Raw genomic sequence first — 26721 nt, 5'->3', positions numbered from 1 at the left:
CCGTTTCAGCCGGCCCAGGCGGGCGGGTCGGTGATGGTGAGGACGACGGTGGTGACCGACCAGCCGGGCGCGCCGCCGACGATCAGGACGCGGTCACCGGCTTCCAGGGCGCCGTCGAGAAGGAGCCGCTCGAGGGAGACCATGTGGTCGCCGGCGCCCATGTGGCCGATCGTGCGGCCGATCTCCCAGGAGGTCCGCTCCAGTTCGATCCCGAAGGGCTCGGTGAGGTTGCGGTGCATGAGCCAGCGCGCGCCGTTGACGTACAGGACGCGCCGCATGTCGTCGAGGTCCGCGCCGGCCTCGGCGAGGGTCTGCTGTGCCAGGTCGAGCTGACCCTTGCGGATCACCTCGGTGGTCTCCGGCAGCGGGCGCACGGTCTGCGCGAAGTGCACGGTCCGGTCGACCAGGTCGAAGGGCTGCGCGGTCGCCGAGGGCGGCGGGAACAGCGGCTCCGCGCCGCGGGCCATCCCCTCGATCTCGCTGAACACGGCCGAGTTGATCGCGTCGACAGTGGCGAAGCCGGGCCCGGTGCCGACGACCGCGGCGGCCGCGCCGTCCGCGCCGAACAGGCCGATGATGCCGCCGCGCCAGCGGTCCAGCAGCGGTGAGTTGAGGTTCTCCGCGGTGGTGAGCAGGACCGAGCTGCTGGCCGGGTCGGCAACCAGCCGGAACACCGCGGCCTCCAGCGCGGAGAGCATGCCGTTGCAGCCCTGCCGCAGCTCGATGGCCGGGATGTCGCGGGCGCCGAGTTCGCGAAGGATGTAGCCGGGCGGGGTCCACATCTCCGGCCCCTGCATGAAGACCGAGGCGTGGATCAGCGCGTCGATCCGGTGCGCCTCGCGGCCGCTGCGGGCCAGCGCGGTCCGCGCGGCGGTCACGGCCATGTCCGGCGCGGACTCGTCGCCGGCGATCAGGACGCTCTCCTGGGCGCTCTCGGCGGCGGCGGAGCGCTCGAAGAGCCCGGCCTCGACCGCGTCGGCGATCCGGGTGGCGGGCGGCAGGTACGAACCGATCGCCTCGAGGGTGATCCCGTCGACCTTCACAGGTACCTCCTGGTCGTCACGGCGTCGTGGTCGCTCGGCGACGGGTCGCCGCCGACGGTGACCGGCAGGGTGCGCAGGCTCCGCAGGTTGCGCAGCTGGTACCACCCCGGCTCGCCGCCCGGTGCCAGGCCGGGCAGCCGCCGGAAGAGCGTGCCGAGTGCCACCTCGGCCTCCATCCGGGCGAGCCCGGCGCCGATGCAGTAGTGGACGCCGCCGGAGAAGGCCAGATGGTCACGGCTGTTCGGCCGGGTCGGCAGGAAGCGCTGCGGATTCTCGAAGACGTCCGGGTCGCGGGAGGCCGCCGCCAGCAGCAGCAGGATCTGGCTGTTCCTGGGCAGCTGTACGCCGTCCACCTCGTACGGCTCGTTGACGCGGCGGATCGTGTACTGCACCGGCGGCTCGTGGCGCAGTGTCTCCTCGACGAGACCGGTCATCATGGCGGGGTCGCCGAGGGCGCGTACCCGCAGTTCCCGGTCGTGCAGCAGGTGCCAGGCGGCGCTGCCGATCAGCCCGACCACGGTCTCGAAGCCGGCGAGCAGCAGCAGGCCGCTGGTGGCCACGACATCGCGCCGGGTGAGCATCTGCGGATCGCCGGCGGTGTCCATCAGCGCGGCCAGGACCGAGCCGGACGGCGCCTCGCCGCGCTCGATGACGCCGGCGAAGAAGCGGTCCATGTCGGCGAGGGAGTCCTGCATGCGGCGGCGCTGCTTGAGCGTGCGCACCCGGTCGAGGGAGAGCGAGAGCATCGCGCCCCACCCGGCGAGGCGGCGCTCGTGCCCCTCGGGAAGGCCGATCAGGTCGCAGATCACCCGGACCGCGACGGGGAGCGCGAAGTCCTGCACCACGTCGAAGCCGGGACGGCCGGCCAGGTCGTCGAGGGTCCGGTCGACGACACGGGCGACGTCGGTGCGGCGCTGCTGGATGGCCCGGCCGGTGAACCACGGTGCGACCAGGCGCCGCAGCCGGGTGTGGTCCGGCGGGTTCTTCATCAGGAACGAGTCCTCGACCGGCTGAACGGTGTCGGTCAACCGGTACGGAAAAGTCAGCACGCCCAGCCTCGGATCACGCAGCGCCTGCCCGACCACGCGATGTGAAGCGGTCACGAAGAGCGGCCCGAGACTGCTGCGGGTCACCAGGCCCGCCGCACGGGCCTGCTCGTATATCGGATAGGGATCGCTGGTCAGCGGCCGCGCGAGAATGCGGGCCGCGGGATCGCCCCGATAAGCGTGAGCACGCATCGCCATGCGATTTCTCAGCAGCAGATATTGCGCACGTAAGTCCTGCCGGGATGCCACTCGAATGCCCCCCTCGTCAGGCAATCTTGGCTTGGCTTGGCCGGGCCCGACAGTGCCACGCTGCTTGAGCAGCGTCAATGCGCTCTTCTGTACTTTTTCTATATTCCCGGGGCTGACCTGGGCAGGCCCAAAGCGTTGAAATGTCAACGGGTGGACAACGACTCGTTTACATGTCTAACGTCAGCGGCGCTATGGGGGACAGATCTCACTACGCGCTCGTCTGCGCCGGCTGTGACCATCGTCAGTCCGATGACGGACTGGCTCTGACCTGCCCGAACTCTCATCCACCCGCACTGCTGAGGACCGCCTACGACCACGGTGGATTCAGCGTCGACCCGGTCGCCGAGGGCATCGGGCGGTATGCGCGGTGGCTCCCGGTGGCCCGCCCACCGCGGGGACGGGGCCGTCCCGTCGTTTATCCCGGCGAGCGACTCGGCCGCCATCTCGGGCTCACCGATCTTTGGATCGCCTTCAACGGATACTGGCCGGAGAAAAACGCATTCGTATCGGCGGCGACTTTCAAGGAGTATGAGTCCGCCACCGTCGGCGCGCGGTTACCGGAGAGTTTCGGCACGCTGGTTGTCGCGTCCGCCGGAAACACCGCGGCCGCATTCGCGCAGGCCGACGTCCCGGTCGTTCTCATCATCCCGGAATCCGGTCTCGCCGCGCTCGCCGGCGCGGACCGTCCAGGACCGTCCGTGCGCGTGGTCGTCCTCACCGGCGGTGACTACTCGGACTGCATCCGCGTGGCCGGTCAGCTCGCCGCGCGCGACGGCTTCTACGGCGAGGGCGGCATCCTGAACGTCGCCCGGCGCGACGGCCTCGGGACAGTGCTGCTCGCGGCGTACGAAACAATGGGTTTCCTGCCCGGCCACTATGTGCAGGCAGTCGGCAGCGGCACCGGCGCGGTGGCCGTCCACGAGGCGGCGACCCGGCTGGTGGCGGCGGGCGCCGGTCAGGCCGTCCCCCGGCTCCTGCTGGCTCAGAACGCGGACTTCGCCCCGCTGCACAAGAAGTGGCTCACCGGAACAGATCAGGCAGGCAAGCCCAGCCAATCGATCTTCGCGCCCGAGCTGACCAACCGCCACCCACCGTTCGACATCACCGGCGGCGTCCGCGACTGCCTGCGGGACAGCGACGGCGACGTGCTCACCGCGGACGCCGCGTCGGCCGCCCGCGCCCGCGAGGACTTCCACCGGATCGAGGGCATCGACGTCGAGCCCGCCGCCGCCGTGGCACTCGCGGTGCTCCAGCGGGCGGTGCGGACCGGCCGCGTCCGGCGCACCGACACGGTCCTGCTGAACGTCACCGGCGGCGGGCGCGCCCGGCGCGCCACCGAGTTCGGCGGCCGGCCCGTCGTGCCGCACCTGGTGATCAATCAACAGGCCGCGGACCCGGACCGGCTCGCCGACCGGCTCAGGCGCGGTTACGACCACGCCGTTCAGAGCGTGCCGTCGAGCACCGCCCGGTGAGTGGCACTCAGCGTCGGTCCAGGCTCCACCCCGACCTGGCTGGTCAGCAGCTCCCGTCCCTCCCGGTACACAGCGAGGGCGTCGGCCTGCCGCTCGCACCGGTACAGCGCGGTCATCCACTGTGCGCGCAGCCGTTCCCGCAGCGGGTACCGCGTCACGAGACCGGTCAGCTCCGGGATGAGCCGCTGATGCTGGAGCAGCGCGAGGTCCGCCTCGATCCGGCTCTCCAGCGCCGTCATCCGCGCCTCCTCCAGCTGCGGCAGCTCCGCCTCGCGGAGGTGTTCGCTGACCCCGGTGAGCGCCGGGCCGCGCCACAGCGCCAGCGCCGAGCGCAGCGCCCGCGCACCCTCCTCCGGGCGCCCGTCACGCACCGCGGCCTCGCCCAGCGCGGCCAGCCTGGTGAACTCGTCCACGTCGAACCGCCCGTCCACGATCCGCAGCCGGTAACCGTGGTCCTGCCGGTCGAGCCGGACCGCGCCGCCGAGCCGCTTGCGCAGCCGGGAGATGTACGTGTACAGCTGCGCCCCGGCCGTGCGCGGCGCCTGCCGTCCCCAGAGGAACCCGCTGAGCCGGGCGTCGGGCACCGCCTCGCCACGCGCCAGCAGCAACGTGGCGAGCACGGTCCGGGGCTTGGCACCCGGAACACTCACCTCGGACCCGTCGTCGCGCAGTACGCAGACCGGCCCGAGAATCGAGAACTCCATTCCTTGTTTCCCCCGTCGGATCAACGTGCGGGCACGCGGTGGGCCTGGACGACCACGTACTCGCTGACCTGCTCCTTCTCACCCACCGGCCGGCCATCGGCCTCCACCCAGGCGTGGGCGGTGAACGGCCGGGTGAGAAAGCCGGTGCACCAGTCGGGCGCGACTCCGCGCGCCCGGCACAGCAGGACGACCGCCACCGAGCGCTGCAGACAGCCCTGTCCCGCGCATCGCCGGCTGACCGCGCAGACGACATCCCGCGCCTCAGCGGCGATCGCCGGATCGGCCGGGCGCGCGCCACGGCTCACCAACTCGACGAAGCGCAGCAACTGCGGTGGCGGCAGCAGGATGGCCAGCCGGGCGACCCCGACGGCGATCCGGGCGCTCAGCCGGTTGGTCACCTGGATTCCTGAGCGAGCCCGGACTCCAGCAGCGACCGGACGAAGGCGTCGACGTCGACCCGGACCGCGCTCACGTCGGCGGCCGTGTCGGCGGCGATGTCCGCCGCGATCTCGTCCACGCCCTTGCCGTCGAGCAGGCTCGCCAGCATCGCGTTGGCCGTCGCGTTCAGCCGCCAATAGGCGGCGTTGCGGCCGGCCCCGAGAACGATGGATTCCTCACCGACCTGCTTCACCACGACACCCGGTGACAAGGTGATGGCCATTCTTTTCCTCCCCCGCACTTGCATTCACGGTGCAATTTCTTGGGCCACCGCACTTCGTCGTGAAACAGCGGCCCGCAGCCAGCGTTCGACGCCGACGACGTTTTCCAGATCGATGAGGCCGACATCGGCGAATGAGGGCGCGTGCAGAAACGGTCTCAGACGGCCGGCATCGACGAGTCCCCGCTCCACCAGGAGCGAATCGTCGAACCAGCCCAGCAGCTCGTCCCGCCGTTTCTCGTGCTCGTCGTAGATGTCGAGGGTGAAATCGCCGCGATCCTGTTTCGCGAACGGGCCGGGCGGCATGACCGGAGCCATGGCCGCGGCCAGGAGCGGCTTGTCGACGCGGGCGTCCATGCGCTCGCTGACCCGGACGCCGAGCACGGCCTCGACGACACGCTGGTCGATGAAGGGCGCCTGCCAGCTGATGCCGTGCCGGGCATACACCTCGCCGAACTGGCGGATGACCGCGCCCTGGAAGGCGACGGCCTCCATCATCTGGTGCGTGGCCTCGGTGGCGCCGAGCGGGACCAGCCCGGCGCGGGCGGCCTCGGTGAAGGCCTCCGCCGCCAGGGCGCGGGTGTCACCGGCGACCCACCGCGGCGGCACCGGCACGGGGAACCAGCTGTGCTGGTCAGCGGGCTCGGGCGGGCGGTTCGCGCGCAGATCGCCGGCGACTTTCGCGAGCTGCTCGGCGTACGGCCGGCCGCGGGTGACGCCGCGCAGGAACGGCCGCAGCGGGACCTTGCGGTTCAGCTGGATCCGGCGCAGCTGCGGCAGCGACCGCGCGCCGTTCTCCTGCCACAGGGCCCGGTACTGCGCGGGGAGCACGTCGAAGAGCTCGTCACCGCCGAGCCCGGTGAAGTGGACCCGGGAGCCGGCCGCGGCGACCGACTCGCTGAGCACGTCGAGGTATCCACGGGAGGCCACCCACGGGATCGGCCCGGCCGCCACCAGGGCGGAATCGGTCACCGGTGAGGTGTCGAAGGCGCTGCTCAGCTCGGCCAGGGGCGGGAACTGGGTGATCTCGACGCCGAGGTCGGCGGCGGCCTCGTGCGCGCGGGCGGTCTCGTCGTTCCACCGGCTCATCGATGACGTCCGGTACGCCAGGAAGTCCTGGCCCAGGTGCGCGAGCAGGTAGCAGATGCTGGTCGAGTCGAGCCCGCCGGACAGGTCGGCGCTGACCAGCGGCTCGTCGCCGGCCGCGGCGCCGATGGCCGCGAGCAGTGCCGCACGGACCGCCTCGGCGGACTCCGCCACGGTGCGCCGGCCCGTGCCGGGCGGCTCCCACCAGCGGACCGTCCGCGGACCGCCGGCCGCCGGCATCTCGAGCAGGTGACCCACCGGCACCGCCTGGATGCCGGACCACATGGTGCGGGTGGCGAACGGAAGGATCGGCAGCGACGGCACCAGGCTCAGCGCGAGGCTGACCTCGTCGATGTCCGGGTCGAGCAGGGCGACCAGCGCCTCGACGGAGCCGGAGGCGACCGGGACGTCACCGGACCGGCCCCAGAAGACGTGGGCCGAGGTGCTCAGCGTGCCCCGGACGCGGGTGACGCCGTCTGTCGAGGTCAGGACGTGATCGGAGTCGTCTCGGCGGCCGACGGTCCACGGGTTGCCGGAGGCGTGGCGGGCGATGTCGCCACCGGCGATCCGGTGCGCCCGCGAGAGCACCGCCGGATCGGTGGGGCGATCGGCGAAGACGAAGAAACTCACGAGATCCTTCCTCGCAAACGTTGGCGCCCGGAGGCGCGGGCAGCCTGAGCTCCCCGCGCCCCGAGCTACATCACCCCTCAGGGAGCGATGAAGGTCCGACCCCCGAAGAGGTCGCGGTAGTCCCACCACGGGTAACCGTTGGTCACCTCGCGGAAGCCGCCGATCTTCTCGATCACCGGCGCGACGTAGGTCGACTTCGCCATTCTTTTCACCCCCGTTCGTTGACGTGTCCGACAACAACACCGATGCACGCGGCATCGGCGGTCCTGTGGTCGCGCATTCGCGCTGGACCGATCGATTCGAACGATATTTGAGCGCGGTTGGAAATCCACGCTGTGAATGGTTCGTCCACAGTGTACAGCCGATTCCTGGGAGATCCACCGCTCCCGATCGCGGCTGCCGAGGTGTACCGTACCTCAGACAATCGATAGCGGGGTACCCGTACGATCGATCATGGTCATTGTCTTGACAATTAGCTCGGCAACGGGGGGTTTCGTTCATGCCGTCACCAGGACAGCCGGAGGACGGAAAGCGGCATTCATTCGGCCTGCTCGTCTCCCTTTTGCTAGAACAGCGTGGGAGCCTCCTTCTGGCCGGTCTGCTCAGCGCCGCCGGAGCGGCCGCCGCGCTGACCCAGCCGGTCTTGGTCAACAAACTCGTCACGACGGTGCAGGCAGACGGCGATGTGACGGTTCTCACTGCCCTGGTCTGCGTCATGCTTCTGGTCACCGGTCTGCTCTCCGCCCTCCAGCAGTACGTGCTGCAGCGCCTGGGTGAGGGCGTGGTCCGCTCGGCCCGCCGCACGGTCGTGGCCCGCCTGATGCGCCTGCCGGTCGCCGAGTTCGACCGGCGGCGTTCCGGCGATCTGGTGGCCCGGGTCAGCAGCGACACCACGGCGCTGCGCCTCGCGCTCACGCAGACCCTGGTGGCGGCCGTCGGCGGCGTCCTGACGATGATCGGCGCCCTGATCGCGATGATCGTGATCGACGCGGTGCTCGTGGGGCTCACCGCTGTCGTCGTGCTCGGCTCGATCGTGCTGGTGGTCACACTCGCCCGGACCGTCCGTAAGGCCAGTCAGGACGTGCAGACCGCGATGGGTGTGCTGACCGCCTCGCTCGACCGGGCGGTCCGCGCGGTCCGCACGATCCGGGCCGCCAACGCCGTCGAGCGCGAGGAGGAACGGATCCTCGGTCACGTGACCACCTCGTGGCGCGCCGGCGTACGCCTGGCACGCGCCTCCGCCGTCATCGAACCGATGGCCATGATCGCCATGCAGGCCTCGCTGCTGGTCGTTCTCGGCGCCGGCGGTTACCGCGTGGCGGCCGGTGACCTCCCGGTCGCCGACCTGATCTCGTTCCTGCTCTTCCTGTTCCTGCTGGTGATGCCGCTCGGCCAGATCTTCGGAGCGGTCAGCGCGGTCGGCTCCGCCCTCGGCGCCCTGGACCGGATCACCGAGATCCTCGGCCTGCCCACCGAGGGCGCCGCGACCACGCGGACGAGGACGCACGCCGAGCCCAGCCCGGCCGCGGTCACCTTCGAGAAGGTCACCTTCAGGTACCCGGAGGCCGGGCAGGCCGCCCTCGACGAGGTCTCCTTCGAGATCGCGACCGGCGAGCGGGTCGCCCTGGTCGGCCCGTCCGGAGCCGGCAAGAGCACCACCCTGCAGCTCGTCGAGCGCTTCTACGACCCGGAGGGTGGCCGTGTGCTGGTGCGCGGCGCCGACTCCCGGGAGCTGCCGCACAACGAGGTCCGGGCGTCCATCGGGTACGTCGAGCAGGACGCCCCCGCGCTCGCCGGCACCCTGCGCGACAACCTGACGCTCGGCGCACCGGAGGCCACCACCGCCGAGTGCGAGGCCATCCTGCGCTCGGTCAACCTGGGCGACCTGCTCGACCGCGACGGCGGCGGCCTGGACGTCGAGGTCGGCGAGAACGGCGTCACGCTCTCCGGCGGCGAGCGCCAGCGCCTGTCGATCGCCCGTGCGCTGCTGCCCCGGCCGTCGATCCTGCTGCTCGACGAGTCCACGTCCAACCTGGACGGGCGCAACGAGCAGCTGGCCCGCGAGGCGATCAACCGGGTCTCGGCGGACTGCACGCTGGTCATCGTGGCGCACCGCCTCTCCACCGTCGTCGACGCCGACAAGATCATCGTCTTCGACGGCGGGCAGGTCGTGGCCCAGGGCACCCACGAGGAGCTGCTGGTGGCGAGCGAGCTGTACCGGGAGCTCGCCCACCACCAGCTGCTCGACTGACACCGCGTCACGCGTCCCGGCGGACGAACGCGGCGGTGGCCGCGGCGAACGCGACGAGTGACCACGCCAGCACCACGGCGAAACCCACCGCCGGGGAGGGAGCGCCTTCGGCACCGCCGGGGAACCAGAGGCTGTACCCGGCGGTGTCCGGCAGGAACGAGGCGTGCTCGGTGCGGTCCCGCACATACGGCCCGAGGATGAAGTAGTAGCCCAGCAGCAGCGCCACGGCCGGCAGGCTCCGGCGCACCGCCACGGCGACAGCGGCCGCCAGCAGCGTGGTCAGGGCGAGGTAGACGGTGGCGCCGCCGATCGCGCCCAGCAGCTCGCCGGCACCGGCCTGGGCGGCGTCCGGCAGGGCGAGCCGGGCAAGCAGTGTGCTGACGGTGACCATCAGGATCGCGGCCGGGATGCTGACGGCCACCAGGATCAGGCCCTTGACGACCTGCAGCTCCAGGCGCCGGGGCACCGCTGTCAGGCTGGTGAAGACCTGGCCGCCGTACTCCGAGGTGACCGTCAGGACTCCCAGGATCAGGAAGCCCGCCTGCGCGTACCCGATAGAAGCGAGACCGACGTCCAGAGCGGATGTCGACCCGGTCTGGCCCTGCCCCGCGGCCGCGATGAACGCGACGTCGAGAACGACCGTCACGAACAGCGTCCCGAGGAGCGTCAGCCAGGTCGCCGGCAGCGTCAGCACCTTGATCAGTTCGGCGCGGGCGGTCATGCGTCCCTCCGCCGGAAGACGGCGACCGCGGCGACCAGGACGACGGCCACCCAGGCGGTCATGACGAGGCCGCCGGTCACCGGTGCGATCTCCGCCGAGGACTCCACCTCGTGGACGAACATCCGGGCACCGGCCAGGTCGGGCAGGTAGTTCGCGGCCGGCACGACGCGGGACAGCAGATAGGTCACCGACACGACCGAGGTGTTGAGGACCAGGATCGTCAGCGGCAGGATCCCGCTGCGGGTCATCAGCGTGATCCCGGCCGCCAGCAGCGCGGTCAGCACCCAGTAGAGGACGACACCGGTCACGCGCAGCACCGTCCCGGTCCCGGTCTCCGGAGCCGCCGCACCGAGCACGGACTGGGTGATCACGACGGTCGCCGCAGCGGCGGCGAGAGCAAGTGCGCCAACGACCAGGACGAGCGCCGCGGCCTTTACCACCAAGAATTTCGTACGCGAGGGAAGCACGGTCAAACTCGTGGTGATCTGCCTGCTCCCCGTCGAGGAGTCGCCCTCGGCCAGGTATTCGCTGCTGACCGCGACCACCCCCAGGATGATCGCCCCCACCACCCCGAAGGCGAGCTCCTGGAACCCGGCGTCCGCGCCCGCGCTCGACGACGAGGACGCCGTGATGAACGCGATCACCGGCGCCACCAGCAGCCCCACGCCGATCGCCGCCCAGGCGGACGGGAGGCCCAGCAGCTTGATCAGCTCGGAACGGACGAGCCCGGTCACCAGGAACTCCCACTGGTCGAGGTCAGGGCGAAGAAGGCGTCCTCGAGCGACCGGTGTCCCCCGGTCACCTCGGCCAGGGTCCCGAGACTGACGATCCGTCCCTTGTCGATCACCACCACGTCGTCGACCGTCTCGGCCAGCTCACCCATCAGGTGGCTGGAGAGCAGCACGGTCCGGCCCGCCGACGCGCGCTCGCGCAGGAACTCGCGCATCCACCGGATGCCGCTCGGGTCCAGCCCGTTCACCGGCTCGTCGAGGATCAGCACCTCCGGGTCACCGAGCAGCGCCGCGGCCAGCCCGAGCCGCCGGCCCATGCCCAGCGAGTAGCTCCCGACCCGCTTGCCGGCCGCCTCGGTCAACCCGACCACGTCGAGGACCTCGTCGACCCGGCCGCGTGGCAGCCCGTTGCTGGCCGCCACCCAGCGCAGGTGGGCTCGCCCGGTACGGGACCTGTGCGCGCCGCTGCCGTCGAGGACCGCGCCCACCGTCGTGAGCGGACGGGTCAACTCGGCGAACGGGCGGCCGCACACCCGGGCGAGCCCTGTCTGCGCCCGGTCGAGACCGAGCAGAATGCGCAGCGTGGAGGACTTGCCGGCACCGTTCGGGCCCAGGAACCCGGTCACCCGCCCCGGCCGGGCGGTGAACGTGATGTCGGTCAGAATCTGATGGCTCCCACGTCGTTTGCTGACGTGCTCGATCGTGATCATCCAGCCCTCCGCATTCGCTGACCGGAACAGTCAATCGGGCGGCGGAGCCGGGCACATCGGTCCTTGTGCGGAATCAACGCGGCCGGACTAGGACCCAGGGTTGTCAGACCCAGGTCCGAGACGAAACCGGATTCCGGGTGCGAAGTAGACTCGGCGCGGTGAGTGCGCTTCAGCGGCCCGCGTGGCGGTCACGGGCGTGGCCGGTCAGCGGCGCCGTGCTGGTGGTGCTGCTCGCCGTGCTCCTCGGCATCGGCGCGGACGGCCCCTTCACGGTCATGATGCCGTCGCTGGTCGCCGTCACGGCCCTGACCGTCGCCGCCTGGGCGGTCTGGCGCACCCGGCGGAACCGCCAGGCTTATGAGGCTCGCCTCACCCACTGGGCGGCCACCGAGGCGACCCTCGCCGAGCGGCTGCGCATCGCCCGGGACCTGCACGACATCGTCTCCCACGGCCTCGGGCTGATCACCGTGCGCGCGGCCGCCGTCCGGCACGTGACGGCCGGCGACCCCGGGGCCCGGGCCGGCGAGGAACTCAGGGATGCGCTGCTCGACATCGAGACAGCCAGCCGGCACGCCACCGCCGAGCTGCGGCGGATGCTCACGGTGCTGCGCGACACCGAGATCTCCTGGCTCCCGATCGAGGGCCTGGCGCAGCTGCCGGACATCGCCCGCGGCGCGGAGGTGGCCGGCCTGCGGGTGCGGCTCGAGGTCGCCGACATGGGCGAGGTCTCGCAGGGGGTCCAGCTGGCGGTCTGCAAAACGGTACGCGAGGCGCTCCACAACACCGCGCGACACGCGGGCCCCACCGACGTACGTGTGGAGGTCCACCGAAAAGGAGAGCTCGTGACCGTGACCGTGACGGACACCGGCCCCGCCGCCGGCTGGCACTCGACTCCGGGCGCCGGTCACGGCCTGGCCGGCATCCGGGAACGCGTCACCGGCCTCGGCGGCACCCTGGCCGCCGGACCCGACGGCCACGGCTTCCGCGTCGAGGCCCACCTGCCCGACGAGGTGACCGCGTGACCGCCCCCGCGCCGATCCGCGTCATCCTCGCCGACGACCAGCCCCTGCTGAGGCACAGCCTGGCGATGATCATCGACAGCGCACCGGGCCTTGCCGTCGTGGGCGAGGCCGGCGACGGCGAGGAGGCCGTGCGCCTGGCCCGCCAGACCCGCCCCGACGTCGTCCTGATGGACGTGCGCATGCCCCACCTCGACGGCGTGCAGGCCACCCGGGTGATCTGTTCCGGTCCCGAGCTGGCCGCCACCCGCGTGGTGATGCTGAGCATGTTCGAGCTCGACGAGTACGTCTACGAGGCCCTGCAGGCCGGCGCCTCGGGCTTCCTCCTCAAGGACGTCCGCCCCGAAGACCTGATCAACGCGATCCACCGCACCCACCAGGGCGAGTCCCTGTTCGCACCGTCGATCCTGACCCGCCTGGTCGAGAACTACGTCACCGCACCCCGCGCCGACCGCCCGGCCCAGGTGGGCGACCTGACGGCCCGCGAGGTCGAGGTGCTGTCGCTGGTCGGCCGCGGCCTCTCCAACGACGAGATAGCCCTGCACCTGCGCATCTCCGTCAAAACCGTCAAGACACACATCTCCCACCTGCTCGCCAAGGCCGACGCCCGCGACCGCGCCCAACTGGTCATCGCCGCCTTCGACGCCGGCCTGGTCCGCCCCAAACCCAGCCTCCCCTGACAGCTCCCACTCCACAGCGCCCGCCATCGGCGACCGGTCAACTCAGGGAAGCACCACGCAGCGCCGGCACCGCGCCTCGTACGTATAGGTCCCGTCATCCGGCAGCGCTGTCGACGGTGCCAGCTCCCGGATCATCGGCTTGCCGTTCTCCAGCACCTGGGTGTGCGTCGCCTCCAGCGAGCGGCAGACGTCGCACACCGCCCGCCGGTAGATCACCTTCGCCGGCGCCAGCTCGAACAGCGCCCGCACCGGCGCGAACAGCTGCCCCCGATGGTCCAGGTCGATGCCGGCCACCACGACCTTGACGCCCGCCCGCACCGCCGTACCCAGCACCGCGATGTCGTCGACCGTGAACATGTGGATCTCGTCGACCCCGACGACCTCGATGTCACCCTCGATCGCGCCGGCCAGCGAGTGCACCTTGACCGTCTCCAGGCTGCCCCCGGACCGCGACGTCACCGCCGTGTCCCGCCCGTGCCGTGCCGACTGGAAGACGCGGTGCGGAATGCCCGCGTGCTGCAGCGGCGACAGCAGGCTGATCATCTCGAGGGACTTGCCGCCCTTCATCGGGCCGAGGACCAAGGTCAAATCCATGCCGCAGACCGTGCCATCCGGCGGCCCGCCCGCACCACTCACCCCGATAACTTTGCGGCAACGGTCACAGGACGGCCCGGGTCGCGCCCACGAAATCCCAGAAGCTCTGCCGGGTGCTGTCCTTGCGCCCGGAACGCGTGTTCACCTCGAACATCGACTCGCGCAGCGGCGTGGTCAGCTCCAGCTGCACCCCCGCTCCGGAGAGGTTCCGGTTGGTGATGTTCTCCGGCTCGTCCCCGTTGAGTTCCGGCACCCGGTCCGCGTCGATCGCCTGGAACCCCGCCGCGCAGTACGCAGCGAGCAGCCCCGCCTTCAGCCCCGCGTCCCGCCCGCCGACCAGCACCGCCGCCTCGTTCCCGGTCCCCGCCACCCGGGCCTGCTCGGGCGTGCACCCGTGCAGCGACACCGTCCGCCGGCTGCCCGCCACCGTCGCGACCGCCACCGGGTCGTCACAGTGCACCGACGTCACGTGCAGCACCGCGTTGCCCACCGCCCGGATCCCCTCGAAGATCCAGTAGTCGAGCACCGCCCCACCGCTCTCCCCGCCCGCCGGGTGATACCCCGCGATCGCCAGGCACAACTCGGACGTACCCGGCTCGATCCCCCCGCCGTGCAACGCCACGACCACGGTGTCCGGATAGGCGACGCCACCCGCCTCACTGTCGTCGAACACCGCGTGCCGCCGGAACCGCCGCGCGTAGTCCACTCCCTCGGCGAGCGCCGGGTCCGTGTAGAGCTCACTGTTCGACCCATAGACGTCCGCCATCCCCCGATCCTAGGAGCCGGACACCGGCGTCAGGCGTAGAGCACCGCGAAGAATCCCCAGACGGCCGCGCCGAACAGCCCGATACCGCCGAGCCGCCGCCACCGCGCGGCCGGCGCGAACACGGCGGCACCGAGCAGCGCGACCGTCACCACCGTCCAGAACGTGGCCTCCGGCACGCGGCCCGCACCGCAGCCGGCCGGCGCCGGGAACGTCAGGGCGCAGATCTCGTGCCGCGGAAACGCGAGCCACCAGAACAGGCCCCACGAAGCGACCGCCATCGCACCAGGGACGAGCCCGCGCACCACCATCGGCCCATACAACCAGAAGCCGGTCCGCGCCGGGCTTCCGCGTCGCGCCTTCCGGTGTCACGCTGATCCGGCGACACCGTTGGAGGGAGCCGGCCGATGGACGACGAACGGGGCCCGGAGTCGTACATCGCACGCGTCACCGGGAGCACCAACGTCCAGATCGGTTCCCACAACACCCAGCACAACGTCACCGTCGACGCCGGCACGCTCCCGCCACCGCAACACGGGGACGGCACGGGCCGGGCACCGCACAACCTCCCGGCGCAGTCGGCGGTCTTCGAGGGCCGGGACATCACCGAACTGTCGGGACTGCTCGACGACGCCCGCGCCGGTGTGGTTGTCGGCCAGGCGGCCCTGCACGGACTCGGTGGCATCGGCAAGAGCGAGCTGGCCAATCAGTACGCCCGCGCCCGCCTCGATCACTACCGTCTGGTGTGGTGGATCACCGCTGAGAGCAGGGAGTCGGTCACGCTGGGCCTGACCGCGCTCACGAGGCGGCTGCATCCGATGCCGACAGCGGCGGACGCGCGGGAGTGGGCACTGGGCTGGCTGCAGTCCCATCCCGGCTGGCTGCTGATCCTCGACAACGTCGAAGACCTCGCCGATATCGCCGGCCTGCTCGGTGTGGTGTCCGGAAGCGGGCACCTGCTGGTGACGACCCGGCGGGATCTGGGCGCACGCTGGCGGCGGCTCGGACTGCACGCGCTGCGCCTCGAGGTGCTCGACCGGGCGGCCAGCGTCCGTGTGCTGACCGACCTGACCGGACTCGACGACCCGGGCGGCGCCGGTCTGCTGGCCGACGCGCTGGGCGATCTTCCGCTCGGCCTGCAGCAGGCGTCCGCGTACGTCAGCCAGCACGAGGGCATGACCTTCGCCGACTACGCGCGCCTGCTCGCCGAGGAGTTCGACCGCACCGCCGACGCCGCCGGAGAGGGCGAGGGTGATCCCGGCGGCCGCACGGTCGCAGCGGTCTGGACGGTCACCATGGCCGCGATCGCGCGCCGGAGCCCCCTCGCTGTCGCCGTGATGGAGGTGCTGGCCTGGTTCGGCGCCGATGAACTGCCCGAGCGTGTCCTGACGCCGCTCTCCGGCGATCCCGGGGAGGTGACGGACGCGCTCGCACTGCTGGCCTCGTACTCGATGGTCGGGCGCCGGGCCGGCTCGGTCACGACGCACCGGCTCGTCCAAGCCGTCACCCGCGGCGCTGCCACGACCGCGGGCAGGTCGGACGCGATCAGGGAATCGGCGATCCGCCTGCTCGCGGAGGCGGCCCCGGACGACCCCGTCGACGACGTGACGGCGTGGCCGCTCTGGGCGGCGCTGACACCACACGTCCAAGCGGTGGGCGAACGGGTACCCGGCGGCCAGGACCTCCCGGAGATGCTCGGCCTCCGGGAGATGGTCGCCACCTACCTCCAGTATCAGGGCAACCTCAGCATGGCCGTCGTCCTTCACCAGCGGGTGGTGTCCGACAGCGAACGCCGCCTCGGCGCCGGCCACCCCGACACGCTGGCGGCCCGCGGCAACCTCGCCACCTGCTACATGCAGGCGGGCCGTACGGACGAAGCCCTCGCCCTGCACGAGCAGGTGGTGGCCGACAGTTACCGGGCACTCGGTGCGGACCACGCCGACGTACTCGCCGCGGGGAACAACCTCGCCGCCTGCTATCTCCAGGCGGACCGCGCCGGCGAGGCGGTTCCGCTTCTCGAGGAGGTGGTCACCGAAAGTGACCGGCTGCTCGGCGCGGATCACCCTGACACGCTGACCGCGCGCGGCAACCTCGCTGCCGCCTACCTCCGGCAGGGTCGCGTCGACGAAGCCATCACGCTGGTGGAGCAGGTGGCGGCGGATTTCGAGCGCCGCCTCGGCGCAGGCCACCCCGACACGCTCGCCGCGCGCGGCAACCTGGCGGGCTTCCAGGCTCAGGCCGGCCGCACCGGGGCTGTCGCCTTCCACGAGCGGGTCGTCGCCGACAGCGAACGGCTCCTGGGTGCCGACCATCCCGACACGCTGACCGCCCGGAACAATCTCGCCGCCGCCCATCTGCGAAAGAAGCACATCGCGGAGGCCATCAGCATCGCGGAACGGGTGACAGCGGACAGTGAGCGGCTCCTCGGGCCCGGCCACCCCGTCGCCCTGACCGCCCGCGAGCACCTCGCCCAGGCGTTCTGGGCGGACGGTCGCCTGAGCGAGGCCCTTCGGGCCGAGGAGGAGACGGTGGAGCATCGCCGCCGGTTCTTCGGCCCGGACGACCCGGCCACCCTGGCCGCCTGCGAGCACCTCGCCCTCTCCTACTGGCGTGCCGAACGCCGGGACGACGCGATCGTCCTCAAGGAACAGATCGTTCAGAGTCACCGGCGTCTCGTCGGCGACCACCATCCCGCCACCCTGGCCGCCCGTGCGGATCTCGCCGGTTGCTACTGGATGGTCTCGCGCAGGGAGGACGCCGTCGCCCTGCAGGAGCGCGTCGTTGCCGACCGCCGCTTCCTGCGGGACGACACCGGCCGCGGATCCTTCGACGCCTCGGTCATCCTCTGGCAGATGAGAGCCGCCATGGATCCGTCACTCACCCACCGTCCCGGCGGGCTCAACTCCCCTGGGCGCGAGACCACCGGGTGACCACCTCCGGTTCAGTCGCTGAATCTTTCCGCGACCTCCGCCGCCACCGCGTCCAGCTGGTCCCGCGTCAGCACCGGAACCGGCGCCACCGCCGGGGCACCGTCACCGCCGAAGTAGTTCACCGCCAGCATCCGCAGCGCGTACTTTCCCCCGCGCAGCTCGACATCCGTCCCATAGAAGACCCGCGATTTGCCGGGTTTGTCCACGTAATGGACGAGGGTCAGCCCCGACGAGATCCGCGTCGACTCGCACACCGGCACCGTCCCGTCGCATTCGTAGAGCGGTGAACAGGACGTCATCGCCGCACAGCCGGCCGCCCGCAGCGACAGATAGAACCCGCCCTTGCGCCCGCCACCGGTGATCCCGGACCGCGCCTGGAAGGAGACCGGATCCTCGGTGACCCACATCGCCGGATGCCCGTCCGGAAGCCGCTTCTCCCCGGGCACGTCAGGCATGTAGATCCACCGGGTCCCGGGCGCGTGCGACTCCACCGCCGCCTCCAGAACCGTGCCCAAACGCGCAAGAGTGCGCGCCCGACCGGCCGGAGTGTCCACCTCGATCAGAGGGCCGGAAGAAGCGGACGGGGCGGCCGGCACTTGTACAACCGGAACGGGCCGCGGGGGCCGCCCCGCCAAGTTCACCGCGACCAGCACCGCGAACGCCGCAACCGCCGCCGCAACCCCGCCCGTCGCCGCGCGCCGAAACCGCTGCCTGCGGCGGGTCCTGCCGATCACCTCGTCGACGTCGACCGTGGACGGCGGCGCCGCCCCGATCATCCGGTCCAGCATCTCCTGGTTCATTGCGGGCTCCCCGATGCGCAGGCCAGCGTGCGCAGCATCTCCAGCGCCCGCGCCGACTGACTCTTGACCGTCCCCGCGGAGATGCCGAGCAGCTCCGCGGTCTCCTCGACCGATCGATCGAAGTAGAAGCGCAGCACCACCACGGCCCGTTGCCGCCGGCCGAGCCGGGCCAGCATGCGCACCAGCTCCTCGCGGTCTCCGGTGCGGTCCGGCGGGGTCCAGGCGGGGTCGGGCAGCACGTCGGCCGGTTGCTCGCGGCGCCACGGCCGCCGCCGTTCGTCGATCCAGGCCGTGGTGAGCACGCGTTGCGCGTACGCATCAGGGTTGTCCGTCGCGGCGACCCGGCGCCAACGTTCGTAGAGCTTGGCCACGACGGTCCCCACGAGGTCGTCGGCCATGTGCCAGTCATGACACATCAGGTAGGCCGCGCGTCGCCAGCGTTCCATCCGGACGCCGACGAACGCGCGGAACTCGTCCTCCTCGGACCTCTCCACAACTCGCCTCCCAGCGCTTCTGATGAGACGACGGAAAGGACCACGTCAAAGGTTGCAGATCAAAACCATGCTTGGGTACGGGGAAAAGCGCGCGGTTTCCAAGAGGTGCTCAGCGGACCCGGAACGTGTCCCGCAGCGCTGTCCGTGACGATCCGCCGACGTGGACGGTGTAACTGCCGGTGGCCGTCTTCCAGCCCTGCGAACTCCAGTATTCGAGCAGGTGCAGATCCTTCAGGTCCGCCCTGGCCAGCCGGATCTCCACGGTTCGCGTCTCACCGGGCTTGAGCGTCACCCGGGACCAGCCGACCAGCCGCTTCGACGGCTCCCCGGTCGCGGCCGGAAGGGACACGTAGGCCTGGGCGACCTCGGTGCCCGTCCGCTTGCCGGTGTTGGCGATCCGGAAGCGCAACCGGAGCTCGCCGCGTCCGTCACCGCGGGTTTCGAGATCGCTGTAGCGGAACGTCGTGTAGGACAGGCCGTGGCCGAAAGCGAACAGTGGTGCGATGTCCTCGGCCTCATACCAGCGGTACCCGACCTTGAGACCCTCGCTGTAGGAGACCTGACGGATCGCTTCGCCCTCGGCACGCACGCCCGGGTAACGAGCCGGATCATTCGCGGTCGGCGTGTCCGCGAGTGACCGGGGGAACGTCATCGGCAGCTTCCCCGACGGGTTGGCGTCACCGAACAGCAGCGCGGCGATCGCCGGGCCCATCTGCTCGCCGCCGTACCAGGTCTCCAGCACCGCCGGCACGTCGCCGATCCACGGCATCTCCACGGCGCTGCCGGTCTGCAGCACCGCGACCGTGCGCGGGTTGGCCGCCGCCACCGCCGCGACCAGCGCGTCCCCGCCGCCCTGAAGCCGCAGGTCAGCGAGGTCGTTGAACTCGCCGGCCCGCTGATACCCGAAGACCACCGCGACGTCGGCCGCCTTCGCCGCAGCCGCCGCCGACACGAGATCACTGCCGTTGTCGAACGTGACGGTCGCACCGGCGCGCGCCGCACGGTCGCGGATCGAAGTCTCGGGCGAGATCAGATCCTCGCACTGCAGCGTCTGCGGGTTGCCGAAGCGCCACGGCAGGCTGCAGACCGAATTCGCACTGATCCCGTTGGTGGGCGTGGACGACGCGGTCGGGCCGATCACCGCGATGGTGTCGCCGCGCTTCACCTTCAGCGGCAGCACATTGTCGTTCTTGAGCAGCACCGATCCCTGCTCGGCGATCTCGCGCGCGACGGCCTTGTGTGCGGCGGTCGACGCGTCCTCGACCGGCGTGGCGGGCAGCGGGTTGTCGAACAGTCCACCGCGTATGTAGGAAACGATCACCCGGAACGCCGCCGCGTCGATCTGCCTCTGCGTGATCTCCCCGGCCGCGAGGGCCGCGTCGAGCCGCGCCGGAGTGAACCAGATCGGACGGTTGAGCTCCTGGTCGAGCCCGTTGACGAGACTGGCCGCTGTCGAGTGGACCGAGCCGAAGTCGGACATCACGTACCCGTCGAACCCGATGCTGCCCTTGAGCACGTCGTTCAGGCGCGGGTTCTCACACGCGTAGGTGCCGTTGATCTGGTTGTAGGAGCACATCACGCTCGCCGGCTGTCCGCGATCGATCGCGATCTCGAACGGCAGGTCGTAGATCTGCCGCAACGTCCGCTCGTCCGCGTTCGACGAACTCGTCTGCCGGTCCAGCTCCTGCTCGTTGGCGACGTAGTGCTTGAGCGCCGCCAGCACCGGCGTGCTCTGGATACCGCGCGTACCGGCCGCCGCCATCAGCCCGGTGAGCAGCGGATCCTCACCGAGATACTCCGGCGTGCGCCCGGACAGCGGCGTCCGCCCGGAGGCCAGACCCGGCGCGAGCAGGACGTTCTTGCCCTTGTCGTGCGCCTCGGTGCCCTGAGCAGCACCTTTGACGTACGCCAGGGGCTGGTTCCAGGTGGCCGCCGTCGCGATCGTCGCCGGGAACGCCGTCACACCGGGGGTGAACCGCACGCCGTCCGGCCCGTCCGAGTAGACGACGGTAGGCGTACACGGCACCTGCACCGGATAGACGACGCCACCGGCCCACGTGGTCTGCTGCGGACTGTTGGCCGGTTGTTCCACCAGCCAGCGGTACTTCTGGTGCTGCGTACTGGCGGCGAGCAGCGCCTGGGCCCGCCTCTCCGGTGACTTGCGCTTGTCCGCCCACGGCACGGCCGAGCAGTCGTCCGCGGCCTTCGCGGGACCGGCGGGTACAGCGACGAGACTCAATGGCAGCAGGAGGACGGCTAAGAGTTTTCGCACAGAGATTCCCTTCAAGAGCGTCGGCGTCGGCTGCTTGATACGTTTCATCAACGAGCGCCCTCCTCGGCTTCCCATGCACAAGGGGGACCTGCCGAAACAAGTGTTTCCGGCTCGTAGCGCGGATGTTGCCGCCTGCCGCCATCCTCACCGCGAAACGACACCCACCGATAGGACGTCCTGCACGTCCACTAGCACAAAAGACACCTCAACGCGCGGCCCTCCTGTCCCCACTGACCGAACTGGAGGGCGCCCGCACCGACCACGGCATCGTCATCGAACTCGACGGGACCGGCTGACCGTCGGGTGTGCACCGCAAACTGGTCGGCCACCCCAATCACCCGGTCGAAGGATGGAAAACGGCCAAGATCTCGACCACTTTGAATTCGTCCGACCGTCAGATCACAAGGGGCCGAGGATAAATTGATCAGGAGATCGGAGGATTCCGCCGTAACGTCCACGGCCGACAGCGGGCGCCGCCCCGATCCGGGCGGCCATTCCACAGCGAATACGGTCGCCACCTGGATCCAGGTCATTCTCGGCGGCCTCGGAGTGTCGGTAGCCATAGCCGCACTGGTGATCGCCTATTTCGCCTGGATCCGCCCGCATTCTCCGCCGGGGGAAACAGCCGCGCCCTCCCCCGTGCCAGGCGCCACCAACGCCGCTGCTGAAACCGGCGCACTCCCCCAGCACGGCAGCGCGCCGGCCACGTCCGGCGCCGCGCCCACCGCGACACCTCCCGGTGACGCCCTGACCAGCTTGACCCCGGTCTTCGGCGGCCACAACGTCAGAACCACCGGCGCCGATCTGACCATCGCGTGCCCCACCGGCCAGACCAATGACCTCAGGCGCACCGTCGAGTACGACCTGCTGGGCAAATACCGCTCCCTCGACGTCGAACTGCAAGTTGCCAAGGCTCGCGACGCCGATACGCCACTCCAGTGGAAAGTCTTCACCGACGGTCAACTGGCCGCCAATCACGTACTCAAGCGGGGCACACCAGTCCCCGTTCAAGTAGATCTCACCGGCAAACAGAAATTGCGCCTCCAGGTGACGTGCCAGTTTCCCGACGGCGAGATGACACTCCGGAACCCCACGCTGCCGCGTTGATCGAAAAGGAGCGGCCAAGGTGACAAACCCGCAATTCCCTCCTCCCCCCGACCGGCGTTCCGAGGAATCCGCCTCACCGCGCAACCAACCCGGACAACCCAGTCCCGAACCCAGCCACCAATCACCTCCGCCCGATCCGCAGAGGTACCCGCCCCCGCCGGGGTACCCGCCGCCGCCGGGATACCCACGGCCGCCGGCGTCCCCATGGCCACACGCACCGAGCCCTCAGACGCCCGGACCTCATCCCCCGGCACAGCAAGCGCCCGGCCCGCGTCTCCCGGCGCAGCAGGTGCAGGGATCGCCTCCCCCGGCACAGCAGACGCCCGGACCTCATCCCCCGCCTCATCCCCCGGCGCAGCAGCCGCCCGGACCTCATCCCCCGCCTCATCCCCCGGCGCAGCAGGTGCCCGGAGCGCATCTCCCGCCCGGACCGCATCCCCCGGCGCATCTCCCGCCCGGACCGCATTCCCAGACACAGCAGGTGCCGGGGCCGCACCCCTACCCGGCGCCGTCCACACGGCCGGTGTCCCCTCCTGGCCCTCCCGTCCAGCCTCCCTCGCCGGCGTCACCGAGGGCGCGCAACGGGCTGATGGCCGCGACGCTCATCGCCGCCGTGCTGTCGATCGTGGTCAGCTCGGCCGGCGTGATCATCGCGGTGATGGCCCTCAGTCGCAGCGACGACGCCGTGGTCGCTGCGGAGAAGGCTGCGAACGCACCGGCCCCCACTGCGATCTCGACCGACTCCACGACGCCGGCCGCTCCCGAGACGGACCCGACCGCCGATCCCGGCCCGGCCGAGACCGGCGGCGGCGACCCCACCCCCACCGATATCAGCCCGACAGCTCAGTTCGGTGTCGCCTACGACGGTCAGAACCTGCGTGTCAGGTCCGTCAGATGCGACTACTCGAATCAGACACTGGTGGATCTCGACGAGCCCCGCGTGAAGCGCACCGAGGAGTACACGGAGATCGGATACTCCGGCTGCGAGCCAGGAGCCATCCATACCGGTCTGCCGTTCGCCGAGGTGTCCGGCCCGCAGGCGACCCCCACCGACTGTCTTGAGAAGATTCGAACCGACCCTGGACGGTCCCCCATCGCTCCAGCGCGCGGAATGACGATCTGCGTTCAGACGTCGCAGAACGACGCGGCCGCCCAGAGCATCACCCAGAAGCTCGTATTCGTCACTGTGGATTCGCTGACCAGGGACAACGACACCGGAGTCCTCACCATCTCCGTCAAGGCCTACAAAGTGCCGCAGTGAGTTGGACGCCGGCTATGCGCCGGAAGCCGGACCGAACGCGGTTTCCTGCCAGAGGTAGACCGCGAGGGACAGCGCGGCGACCGCGATCGCTACGCGTAGGGGCTTCTCCGGTGTACGCCGCACGACCGCTGGGCCCAGCCAACTGCCGAGCAGACAGCCGGCGGCAAGGAGGGCTGCCGCTGTCCAATGGACGGGAGCCATCACCGCGTACAGGACTGCCGCCGCGAGGTTGGCGATGCCCAGGACGACACTTTTGACAGCGTTGGTCACTGCCAGCGGTTCGGTGGCAGCCAGTGACATGGCGGCCAGGAGGAGCACGCCGGCGGCCGCACCGAAGTAGCCACCGTAGACGGCAATCAGCAGGACAGCGACGGTGAGGGGCGGGCGGAAGCCCGGCCTCAAGTACCAGGATCGGAGGCGTTCGCGAAACAACAGCGCGAGGGCAGCGATGGCGATCAGCCATGGCACGACCCGCTCGAACGCCGACGACGGTGTGCTGACCAGCAACACCGATCCCACCGTCCCACCGATCGCCGAGACGATGCCAGCACGAATGATCCGCGAACGCTGCCCGCGCAGTTCGCGGCGCGAGCCCGCGGCGGCCCCGACCGCGCTGGACAGCAGGGCCACCGTGTTGGTGACGTTGGCGGCCACGGGCGGGATCCCGACCATCAGCAACACCGGATAGCTCACCAGGGAAGCGAGCCCGGCCATCGACCCGGTCAGCCCGGAACCCACACCTCCGAGCACCAGGAACACCGCATGATCGACCTCCACGCGGTGTCACGGTATCGGACGGAGGCGGCCGTCCACCCTGCGCGGGATGCTGTCGTATTCGTCACGCAGCTCGGGCGGCAGCAGATCCGCCGGCGCGTTCTGCCAGACCACAGGCCGGAGGAACCGCCGAATCGCCGTCGTTCCCACCGACGTGTGCTGAGTGTTGGTCGCCGGCCATGGCCCGCCGTGGTGCTGCGCCCAGGAGACGGCCACGCCGGTCGGATAACCGTCGTAGACGATCCGACCGGCCCGCGACCGCAGCCGCCGCGTCAACTCGGCCGGCAGGGCAGTCTCGTCGGCGCCACGGTGAACGGTGGCGGTCAGCGAATTGGGCAAGGTTGCGAGCGCGGCAAAAAGCTCGCTCTCGTCCTGATAGCGGGCGACCACCGTGACCGGCCCGAAGCACTCCTCGGTGGCTTCGGGCGGCAGCTCAGCCGCGGTCGTGGTGAGCAACACCGGCGTGCCACGAAACCCGCCGCCGTCAGCGACGGCGTTTCTGGAGCCCGCCGGTGCCCCCGCCGCGGCGGCATCAGGCCCCACTGCCGCGAAATCATTGGCGGGTGCGGGGACCGCCGGCGTGAGGCCGGGGACGGTACTCAGAACAGCGGTGCCTCGGGTGAACGCTGCCGCGATCCCGCCGTTGAGCATGACCATGGGCTCGAGGCCGTCGATGGCGTCTTGCACGGCCTGGACCAGGGAGTCGCCGTCCGGGCCCGCCGGTACGAAAGCCAGGCCGGGTTTGGTGCAGAACTGGCCCGCACCCATCGTGAACGAGGCTGCCAGGTCGGTGCCGATGCGAGGTGCGCGTTCGGCGGCGGCCGCGGGGGTCACGACGATCGGGTTCAGGCTGCTTAGTTCGCCGTAGAACGGGATGGGCTCCGGCCGCTGCTCGATGACAGCCAGCAGTGCCCGGGCCGCGCCGGTCGAACCGGTGAAGCCCACCGCGCGGATCTCCGGGTGCGCGACCAGGTCGGCGCCGGCCTGCTGCCCGTAGACGATGCCGAACGTGCCCTCCGGCGCTCCCGCTTTCCGGGCCGCCTCGGTGAGGATCTCGAAGCAGAGCTTGGAGGTCGCGGGGTGGGAGGGGTGCGCCTTCAGCACGACGGGGCACCCGGCCGCCAGCGCGGATGCCGTGTCTCCCCCGGGGACCGAGAACGCCAGTGGGAAGTTGCTCGCTCCGAAGACGGCCACCGGGCCGAGCGGGACGAGCATGCGGCGCAGGTCGGGGCGGGGGCCCATCGGCGTGTCGCCCGCGTGGTCGATGGTCGCTTCCAGGTAGCCGCCGTCGGTCAGCACCGAGGCGAACAGCCGCAACTGGTAGCACGTCCGCGTCAGTTCGCCGTTGAGGCGTGCCTCGCCGAGGCCGGTCTCGCGGTCGGCGACCGCCACGACTCGCGCGCGGGCGTCCTCCAGCGCCTGCGCGAGGGCTTCGAGCAGGGCCGCGCGACCGTCGCGGCCGAGTGCGTCCAGGGCTTCCGCCGCGGCGGCGGCGGCCCGGCAGATGCGATCGACGGAGGCGGTCGGTGTCTCCGAGGCGACGACCTCGACGACGTCCCCGGTCCGTGGGGAGATGCTGGGAACCACCGAGCTCACAGTGTTCCTCCTTGAATGTCGGCACGGTCCACGGTCCACTCGCGCGCCTGCTCGCTCAGAGTGACGCCGAGTCCCGGCCTTGACGAGAGGTGGATCCGCCCGTCCCGGATCTCCAGCCTCTCGTTGAAGAGCGGGTGCAACCAGTCGAAGTGTTCCACCCATGGCTCGTGCGGGTACGCCGCCGCCAGGTGCACGTGGATCTCCATGGCGAAATGTGGCGCCAGCATGAGGTTCCGGTGCTCGGCGAGGGTAGCGAGCCGCAGGAACTGGGTGATCCCGCCGATCCGTGGCGCGTCCGGCTGGATGATGTCCACGGCCGCCTGCTCGATCAGCCGGTAGTGCTCGGCGACGCTGGTCAGCATTTCCCCCGACGCCACCGCCGTGTCCAGGCTGCGGGCCAGAGCCGCGTGCCCCTCCACGTCGTACGCGTCAAGCGGCTCCTCGATCCACACGAGCCCGAACTCCTCGAGGGCACGCCCGACCCGCTGCGCCGTAGGCCGGTCCCACTGCTGGTTCGCGTCGACCATGAGCGCCACGTCGTCACCGACGTGCTCGCGGACCGCTCGCACTCGGGCCAGGTCAACCGCCGGCGACGGATGGCCGACCTTGATCTTGATCCCGCCGATACCGGCCGCGAGCGAGGCCGACGCGTTGGCGACGATCTGCTCGATCGGCTCGTGCAGGAAGCCGCCCGACGTGTCGTAGCAGCGCACCGAGTCCCGATACGCCCCCAGCAGCTTGGCCAGCGGCAGCCCGGCTCGTTTCGCCTTGAGGTCCCAGAGCGCCACGTCGATCGCCGCGATGGCCTGAGTCGACGCCCCGCTGCGGCCGACCGAGGCGCCCTCCCAGACGAGCTTGGTCCAGATCCGCCCGATGTCGCTGGGGTCCTCGCCGATCAGGTCCGGTGCCACCTCCCGGGCGTGCGCGAACTGGGCGGGCCCGCCGGCGCGCTTGCTGTAACCGAAGCCGAGACCTTCGTGGCCGTCCTCGGTCCGGATCTCGGCGAACAGGAACGCGACCTCGGTCATCGGCCGCTGCCGCCCGGTGAGGACCTTGGCGTCGCTGATCGCGTTCTTCAGCGGCAGTGTGATCGAGGAGAGGGTGACTTCGGAGATTCGGTCGGACATGTC

At 70.7% G+C, this 26721-nt stretch carries 26 protein-coding genes; 7 read left to right on the top strand and 19 right to left on the bottom strand.

All coding sequences use genetic code 11. The features are described from left to right. Positions 1-5 precede the first annotated feature (5 nt). Both AB0M02_RS21200 and AB0M02_RS21195 read right to left on the bottom strand, forming a co-directional pair. On the bottom strand, positions 6-1043 hold the full coding sequence (locus AB0M02_RS21200; protein ID WP_364229165.1) for a ketoacyl-ACP synthase III family protein: 1038 nt from the start codon (positions 1041-1043) through the stop codon (positions 6-8). After that, complete coding sequence (locus tag AB0M02_RS21195; protein WP_364229163.1) at positions 1040-2287, bottom strand: cytochrome P450; 1248 nt, start codon at positions 2285-2287, stop codon at positions 1040-1042. Before AB0M02_RS21195 ends, AB0M02_RS21200 begins: the two co-directional genes overlap by 4 nt. Positions 2288-2529: 242 nt before the next feature. Between AB0M02_RS21195 and AB0M02_RS21190 the strand changes: the two genes are divergently transcribed. Next, positions 2530-3810: a cysteate synthase gene (locus AB0M02_RS21190; RefSeq protein WP_364229162.1), complete on the top strand. Its 1281-nt coding sequence runs from the start codon at positions 2530-2532 to the stop codon at positions 3808-3810. On the opposite strand, the gene AB0M02_RS21185 is transcribed toward AB0M02_RS21190, so the two are convergent. The 5 genes from AB0M02_RS21185 to AB0M02_RS21165 form a co-directional block, all read right to left on the bottom strand. After that, positions 3780-4514 carry an AfsR/SARP family transcriptional regulator gene (locus AB0M02_RS21185; RefSeq protein WP_364229160.1) on the bottom strand — a complete coding sequence of 245 codons (735 nt, stop codon included), beginning with the start codon at positions 4512-4514 and terminating at the stop codon, positions 3780-3782. The genes AB0M02_RS21190 and AB0M02_RS21185 overlap by 31 nt on opposite strands. 20 nt (positions 4515-4534) lie before the next feature. Then, positions 4535-4912 carry a lasso peptide biosynthesis B2 protein gene (locus AB0M02_RS21180; protein ID WP_364229158.1) on the bottom strand — a complete coding sequence of 126 codons (378 nt, stop codon included), beginning with the start codon at positions 4910-4912 and terminating at the stop codon, positions 4535-4537. After that, positions 4909-5175, bottom strand: a complete 267-nt coding sequence (locus tag AB0M02_RS21175; protein ID WP_364229157.1) for a PqqD family peptide modification chaperone — start codon at positions 5173-5175, stop codon at positions 4909-4911. The genes AB0M02_RS21180 and AB0M02_RS21175 overlap by 4 nt, the downstream gene beginning before the upstream one ends. A gap of 24 nt (positions 5176-5199) precedes the next feature. Then, positions 5200-6888 carry an asparagine synthase-related protein gene (locus AB0M02_RS21170; RefSeq protein WP_364229156.1) on the bottom strand — a complete coding sequence of 563 codons (1689 nt, stop codon included), beginning with the start codon at positions 6886-6888 and terminating at the stop codon, positions 5200-5202. Positions 6889-6965: 77 nt separating this feature from the next. After that, complete coding sequence (locus tag AB0M02_RS21165) at positions 6966-7091, bottom strand: lasso RiPP family leader peptide-containing protein (RefSeq protein WP_364229154.1); 126 nt, start codon at positions 7089-7091, stop codon at positions 6966-6968. A gap of 296 nt (positions 7092-7387) precedes the next feature. On the opposite strand from AB0M02_RS21165, the gene AB0M02_RS21160 reads away from it, so the two are divergent. After that, positions 7388-9139 (top strand): ABC transporter ATP-binding protein, encoded by a 1752-nt coding sequence (locus AB0M02_RS21160; RefSeq protein ID WP_364229153.1) that lies wholly within the window; start codon positions 7388-7390, stop codon positions 9137-9139. A 7-nt stretch (positions 9140-9146) separates the two neighbouring features. Here the strand turns inward: AB0M02_RS21160 and AB0M02_RS21155 are convergent, their stop codons facing one another. From AB0M02_RS21155 to AB0M02_RS21145, 3 genes are read right to left on the bottom strand one after another with little or no spacing between them, the layout of a single operon-like run. Then, the gene (locus tag AB0M02_RS21155) at positions 9147-9860 is read right to left on the bottom strand and encodes a hypothetical protein (protein WP_364229152.1); all 714 of its coding nucleotides are present in this window, start codon (positions 9858-9860) and stop codon (positions 9147-9149) included. Next, entirely contained in the window at positions 9857-10594 is a 738-nt protein-coding gene (locus AB0M02_RS21150) for a hypothetical protein (RefSeq protein ID WP_364229150.1), read from the bottom strand. The genes AB0M02_RS21155 and AB0M02_RS21150 overlap by 4 nt, the downstream gene beginning before the upstream one ends. Next, the gene (locus AB0M02_RS21145) at positions 10591-11301 is read right to left on the bottom strand and encodes an ATP-binding cassette domain-containing protein (protein ID WP_364229149.1); all 711 of its coding nucleotides are present in this window, start codon (positions 11299-11301) and stop codon (positions 10591-10593) included. The genes AB0M02_RS21150 and AB0M02_RS21145 overlap by 4 nt, the downstream gene beginning before the upstream one ends. A 158-nt stretch (positions 11302-11459) precedes the next feature. Here AB0M02_RS21145 and AB0M02_RS21140 point away from each other — a divergent pair, with 158 nt between their 5' ends. Beyond that, the gene (locus AB0M02_RS21140; protein WP_364229147.1) at positions 11460-12323 is read left to right on the top strand and encodes a histidine kinase; all 864 of its coding nucleotides are present in this window, start codon (positions 11460-11462) and stop codon (positions 12321-12323) included. A gap of 14 nt (positions 12324-12337) precedes the next feature. Then, positions 12338-13000 carry a response regulator transcription factor gene (locus tag AB0M02_RS21135; RefSeq protein WP_364229541.1) on the top strand — a complete coding sequence of 221 codons (663 nt, stop codon included), beginning with the start codon at positions 12338-12340 and terminating at the stop codon, positions 12998-13000. 42 nt (positions 13001-13042) lie between these two features. Here AB0M02_RS21135 and AB0M02_RS21130 read toward each other — a convergent pair whose 3' ends face one another. From AB0M02_RS21130 to AB0M02_RS21120, 3 genes are all read right to left on the bottom strand, one after another. After that, entirely contained in the window at positions 13043-13594 is a 552-nt protein-coding gene (locus AB0M02_RS21130; RefSeq protein WP_364229146.1) for a thymidine kinase, read from the bottom strand. Positions 13595-13658: 64 nt separating this feature from the next. Next, positions 13659-14360, bottom strand: a complete 702-nt coding sequence (locus AB0M02_RS21125; protein WP_364229144.1) for a poly-gamma-glutamate hydrolase family protein — start codon at positions 14358-14360, stop codon at positions 13659-13661. A 29-nt stretch (positions 14361-14389) separates the two neighbouring features. Then, on the bottom strand, positions 14390-14638 hold the full coding sequence (locus tag AB0M02_RS21120) for a hypothetical protein (RefSeq protein WP_364229143.1): 249 nt from the start codon (positions 14636-14638) through the stop codon (positions 14390-14392). Positions 14639-14764: 126 nt separating this feature from the next. Here AB0M02_RS21120 and AB0M02_RS21115 point away from each other — a divergent pair, with 126 nt between their 5' ends. After that, on the top strand, positions 14765-17287 hold the full coding sequence (locus tag AB0M02_RS21115; RefSeq protein WP_364229142.1) for a tetratricopeptide repeat protein: 2523 nt from the start codon (positions 14765-14767) through the stop codon (positions 17285-17287). An 11-nt stretch (positions 17288-17298) separates the two neighbouring features. Here the strand turns inward: AB0M02_RS21115 and AB0M02_RS21110 are convergent, their stop codons facing one another. From AB0M02_RS21110 to AB0M02_RS21100, 3 genes are all read right to left on the bottom strand, one after another. After that, complete coding sequence (locus AB0M02_RS21110) at positions 17299-18087, bottom strand: hypothetical protein (protein ID WP_364229140.1); 789 nt, start codon at positions 18085-18087, stop codon at positions 17299-17301. Beyond that, complete coding sequence (locus AB0M02_RS21105; protein ID WP_364229138.1) at positions 18084-18581, bottom strand: SigE family RNA polymerase sigma factor; 498 nt, start codon at positions 18579-18581, stop codon at positions 18084-18086. Before AB0M02_RS21105 ends, AB0M02_RS21110 begins: the two co-directional genes overlap by 4 nt. Before the next feature lie 109 nt (positions 18582-18690). Next, on the bottom strand, positions 18691-20853 hold the full coding sequence (locus AB0M02_RS21100; RefSeq protein WP_364229136.1) for a glycoside hydrolase family 3 C-terminal domain-containing protein: 2163 nt from the start codon (positions 20851-20853) through the stop codon (positions 18691-18693). 420 nt (positions 20854-21273) lie between these two features. Between AB0M02_RS21100 and AB0M02_RS21095 the strand changes: the two genes are divergently transcribed. Both AB0M02_RS21095 and AB0M02_RS21090 read left to right on the top strand, forming a co-directional pair. Next, positions 21274-21960: an NPCBM/NEW2 domain-containing protein gene (locus AB0M02_RS21095; RefSeq protein ID WP_364229134.1), complete on the top strand. Its 687-nt coding sequence runs from the start codon at positions 21274-21276 to the stop codon at positions 21958-21960. A 589-nt stretch (positions 21961-22549) separates the two neighbouring features. Beyond that, complete coding sequence (locus tag AB0M02_RS21090) at positions 22550-23221, top strand: hypothetical protein (protein WP_364229132.1); 672 nt, start codon at positions 22550-22552, stop codon at positions 23219-23221. Between the two features lie 12 nt (positions 23222-23233). Here the strand turns inward: AB0M02_RS21090 and AB0M02_RS21085 are convergent, their stop codons facing one another. Genes AB0M02_RS21085 through AB0M02_RS21075 form a run of 3 tightly spaced genes read right to left on the bottom strand, consistent with a single transcriptional unit; the run spans position 23234 to position 26718 of the window. Continuing rightward, positions 23234-23998, bottom strand: a complete 765-nt coding sequence (locus AB0M02_RS21085) for a sulfite exporter TauE/SafE family protein (protein WP_364229130.1) — start codon at positions 23996-23998, stop codon at positions 23234-23236. 6 nt (positions 23999-24004) lie between these two features. Next, positions 24005-25591 carry an aldehyde dehydrogenase (NADP(+)) gene (locus AB0M02_RS21080; protein ID WP_364229128.1) on the bottom strand — a complete coding sequence of 529 codons (1587 nt, stop codon included), beginning with the start codon at positions 25589-25591 and terminating at the stop codon, positions 24005-24007. Beyond that, positions 25588-26718, bottom strand: coding sequence for a mandelate racemase/muconate lactonizing enzyme family protein (locus tag AB0M02_RS21075; protein ID WP_364229127.1), 1131 nt, complete (start codon positions 26716-26718; stop codon positions 25588-25590). Before AB0M02_RS21075 ends, AB0M02_RS21080 begins: the two co-directional genes overlap by 4 nt. Positions 26719-26721 lie beyond the last annotated feature (3 nt).

It is taken from the genome of Actinoplanes sp. NPDC051861 (assembly GCF_040681145.1).
Lineage (GTDB): Bacteria > Actinomycetota > Actinomycetes > Mycobacteriales > Micromonosporaceae > Actinoplanes.
Note: the sequence above shows the minus strand (reverse complement) of the source record. Positions and strands in the feature narration are given on the sequence as shown.

Coding starts and splice junctions, on each gene's coding strand:
- AB0M02_RS21195 (WP_364229163.1), bottom strand. CDS start 2,287: ATGGCGATGCGTGCTCACGCTTATCGGGGCGATCCCGCGGCCCGCATT.
- AB0M02_RS21190 (WP_364229162.1), top strand. CDS start 2,530: ATGGGGGACAGATCTCACTACGCGCTCGTCTGCGCCGGCTGTGACCAT.
- AB0M02_RS21185 (WP_364229160.1), bottom strand. CDS start 4,514: ATGGAGTTCTCGATTCTCGGGCCGGTCTGCGTACTGCGCGACGACGGG.
- AB0M02_RS21175 (WP_364229157.1), bottom strand. CDS start 5,175: ATGGCCATCACCTTGTCACCGGGTGTCGTGGTGAAGCAGGTCGGTGAG.
- AB0M02_RS21165 (WP_364229154.1), bottom strand. CDS start 7,091: ATGGCGAAGTCGACCTACGTCGCGCCGGTGATCGAGAAGATCGGCGGC.
- AB0M02_RS21160 (WP_364229153.1), top strand. CDS start 7,388: ATGCCGTCACCAGGACAGCCGGAGGACGGAAAGCGGCATTCATTCGGC.
- AB0M02_RS21155 (WP_364229152.1), bottom strand. CDS start 9,860: ATGACCGCCCGCGCCGAACTGATCAAGGTGCTGACGCTGCCGGCGACC.
- AB0M02_RS21145 (WP_364229149.1), bottom strand. CDS start 11,301: ATGATCACGATCGAGCACGTCAGCAAACGACGTGGGAGCCATCAGATT.
- AB0M02_RS21130 (WP_364229146.1), bottom strand. CDS start 13,594: ATGGATTTGACCTTGGTCCTCGGCCCGATGAAGGGCGGCAAGTCCCTC.
- AB0M02_RS21125 (WP_364229144.1), bottom strand. CDS start 14,360: ATGGCGGACGTCTATGGGTCGAACAGTGAGCTCTACACGGACCCGGCG.
- AB0M02_RS21120 (WP_364229143.1), bottom strand. CDS start 14,638: ATGGCGGTCGCTTCGTGGGGCCTGTTCTGGTGGCTCGCGTTTCCGCGG.
- AB0M02_RS21115 (WP_364229142.1), top strand. CDS start 14,765: ATGGACGACGAACGGGGCCCGGAGTCGTACATCGCACGCGTCACCGGG.
- AB0M02_RS21110 (WP_364229140.1), bottom strand. CDS start 18,087: ATGAACCAGGAGATGCTGGACCGGATGATCGGGGCGGCGCCGCCGTCC.
- AB0M02_RS21090 (WP_364229132.1), top strand. CDS start 22,550: ATGGCCGCGACGCTCATCGCCGCCGTGCTGTCGATCGTGGTCAGCTCG.
- AB0M02_RS21075 (WP_364229127.1), bottom strand. CDS start 26,718: ATGTCCGACCGAATCTCCGAAGTCACCCTCTCCTCGATCACACTGCCG.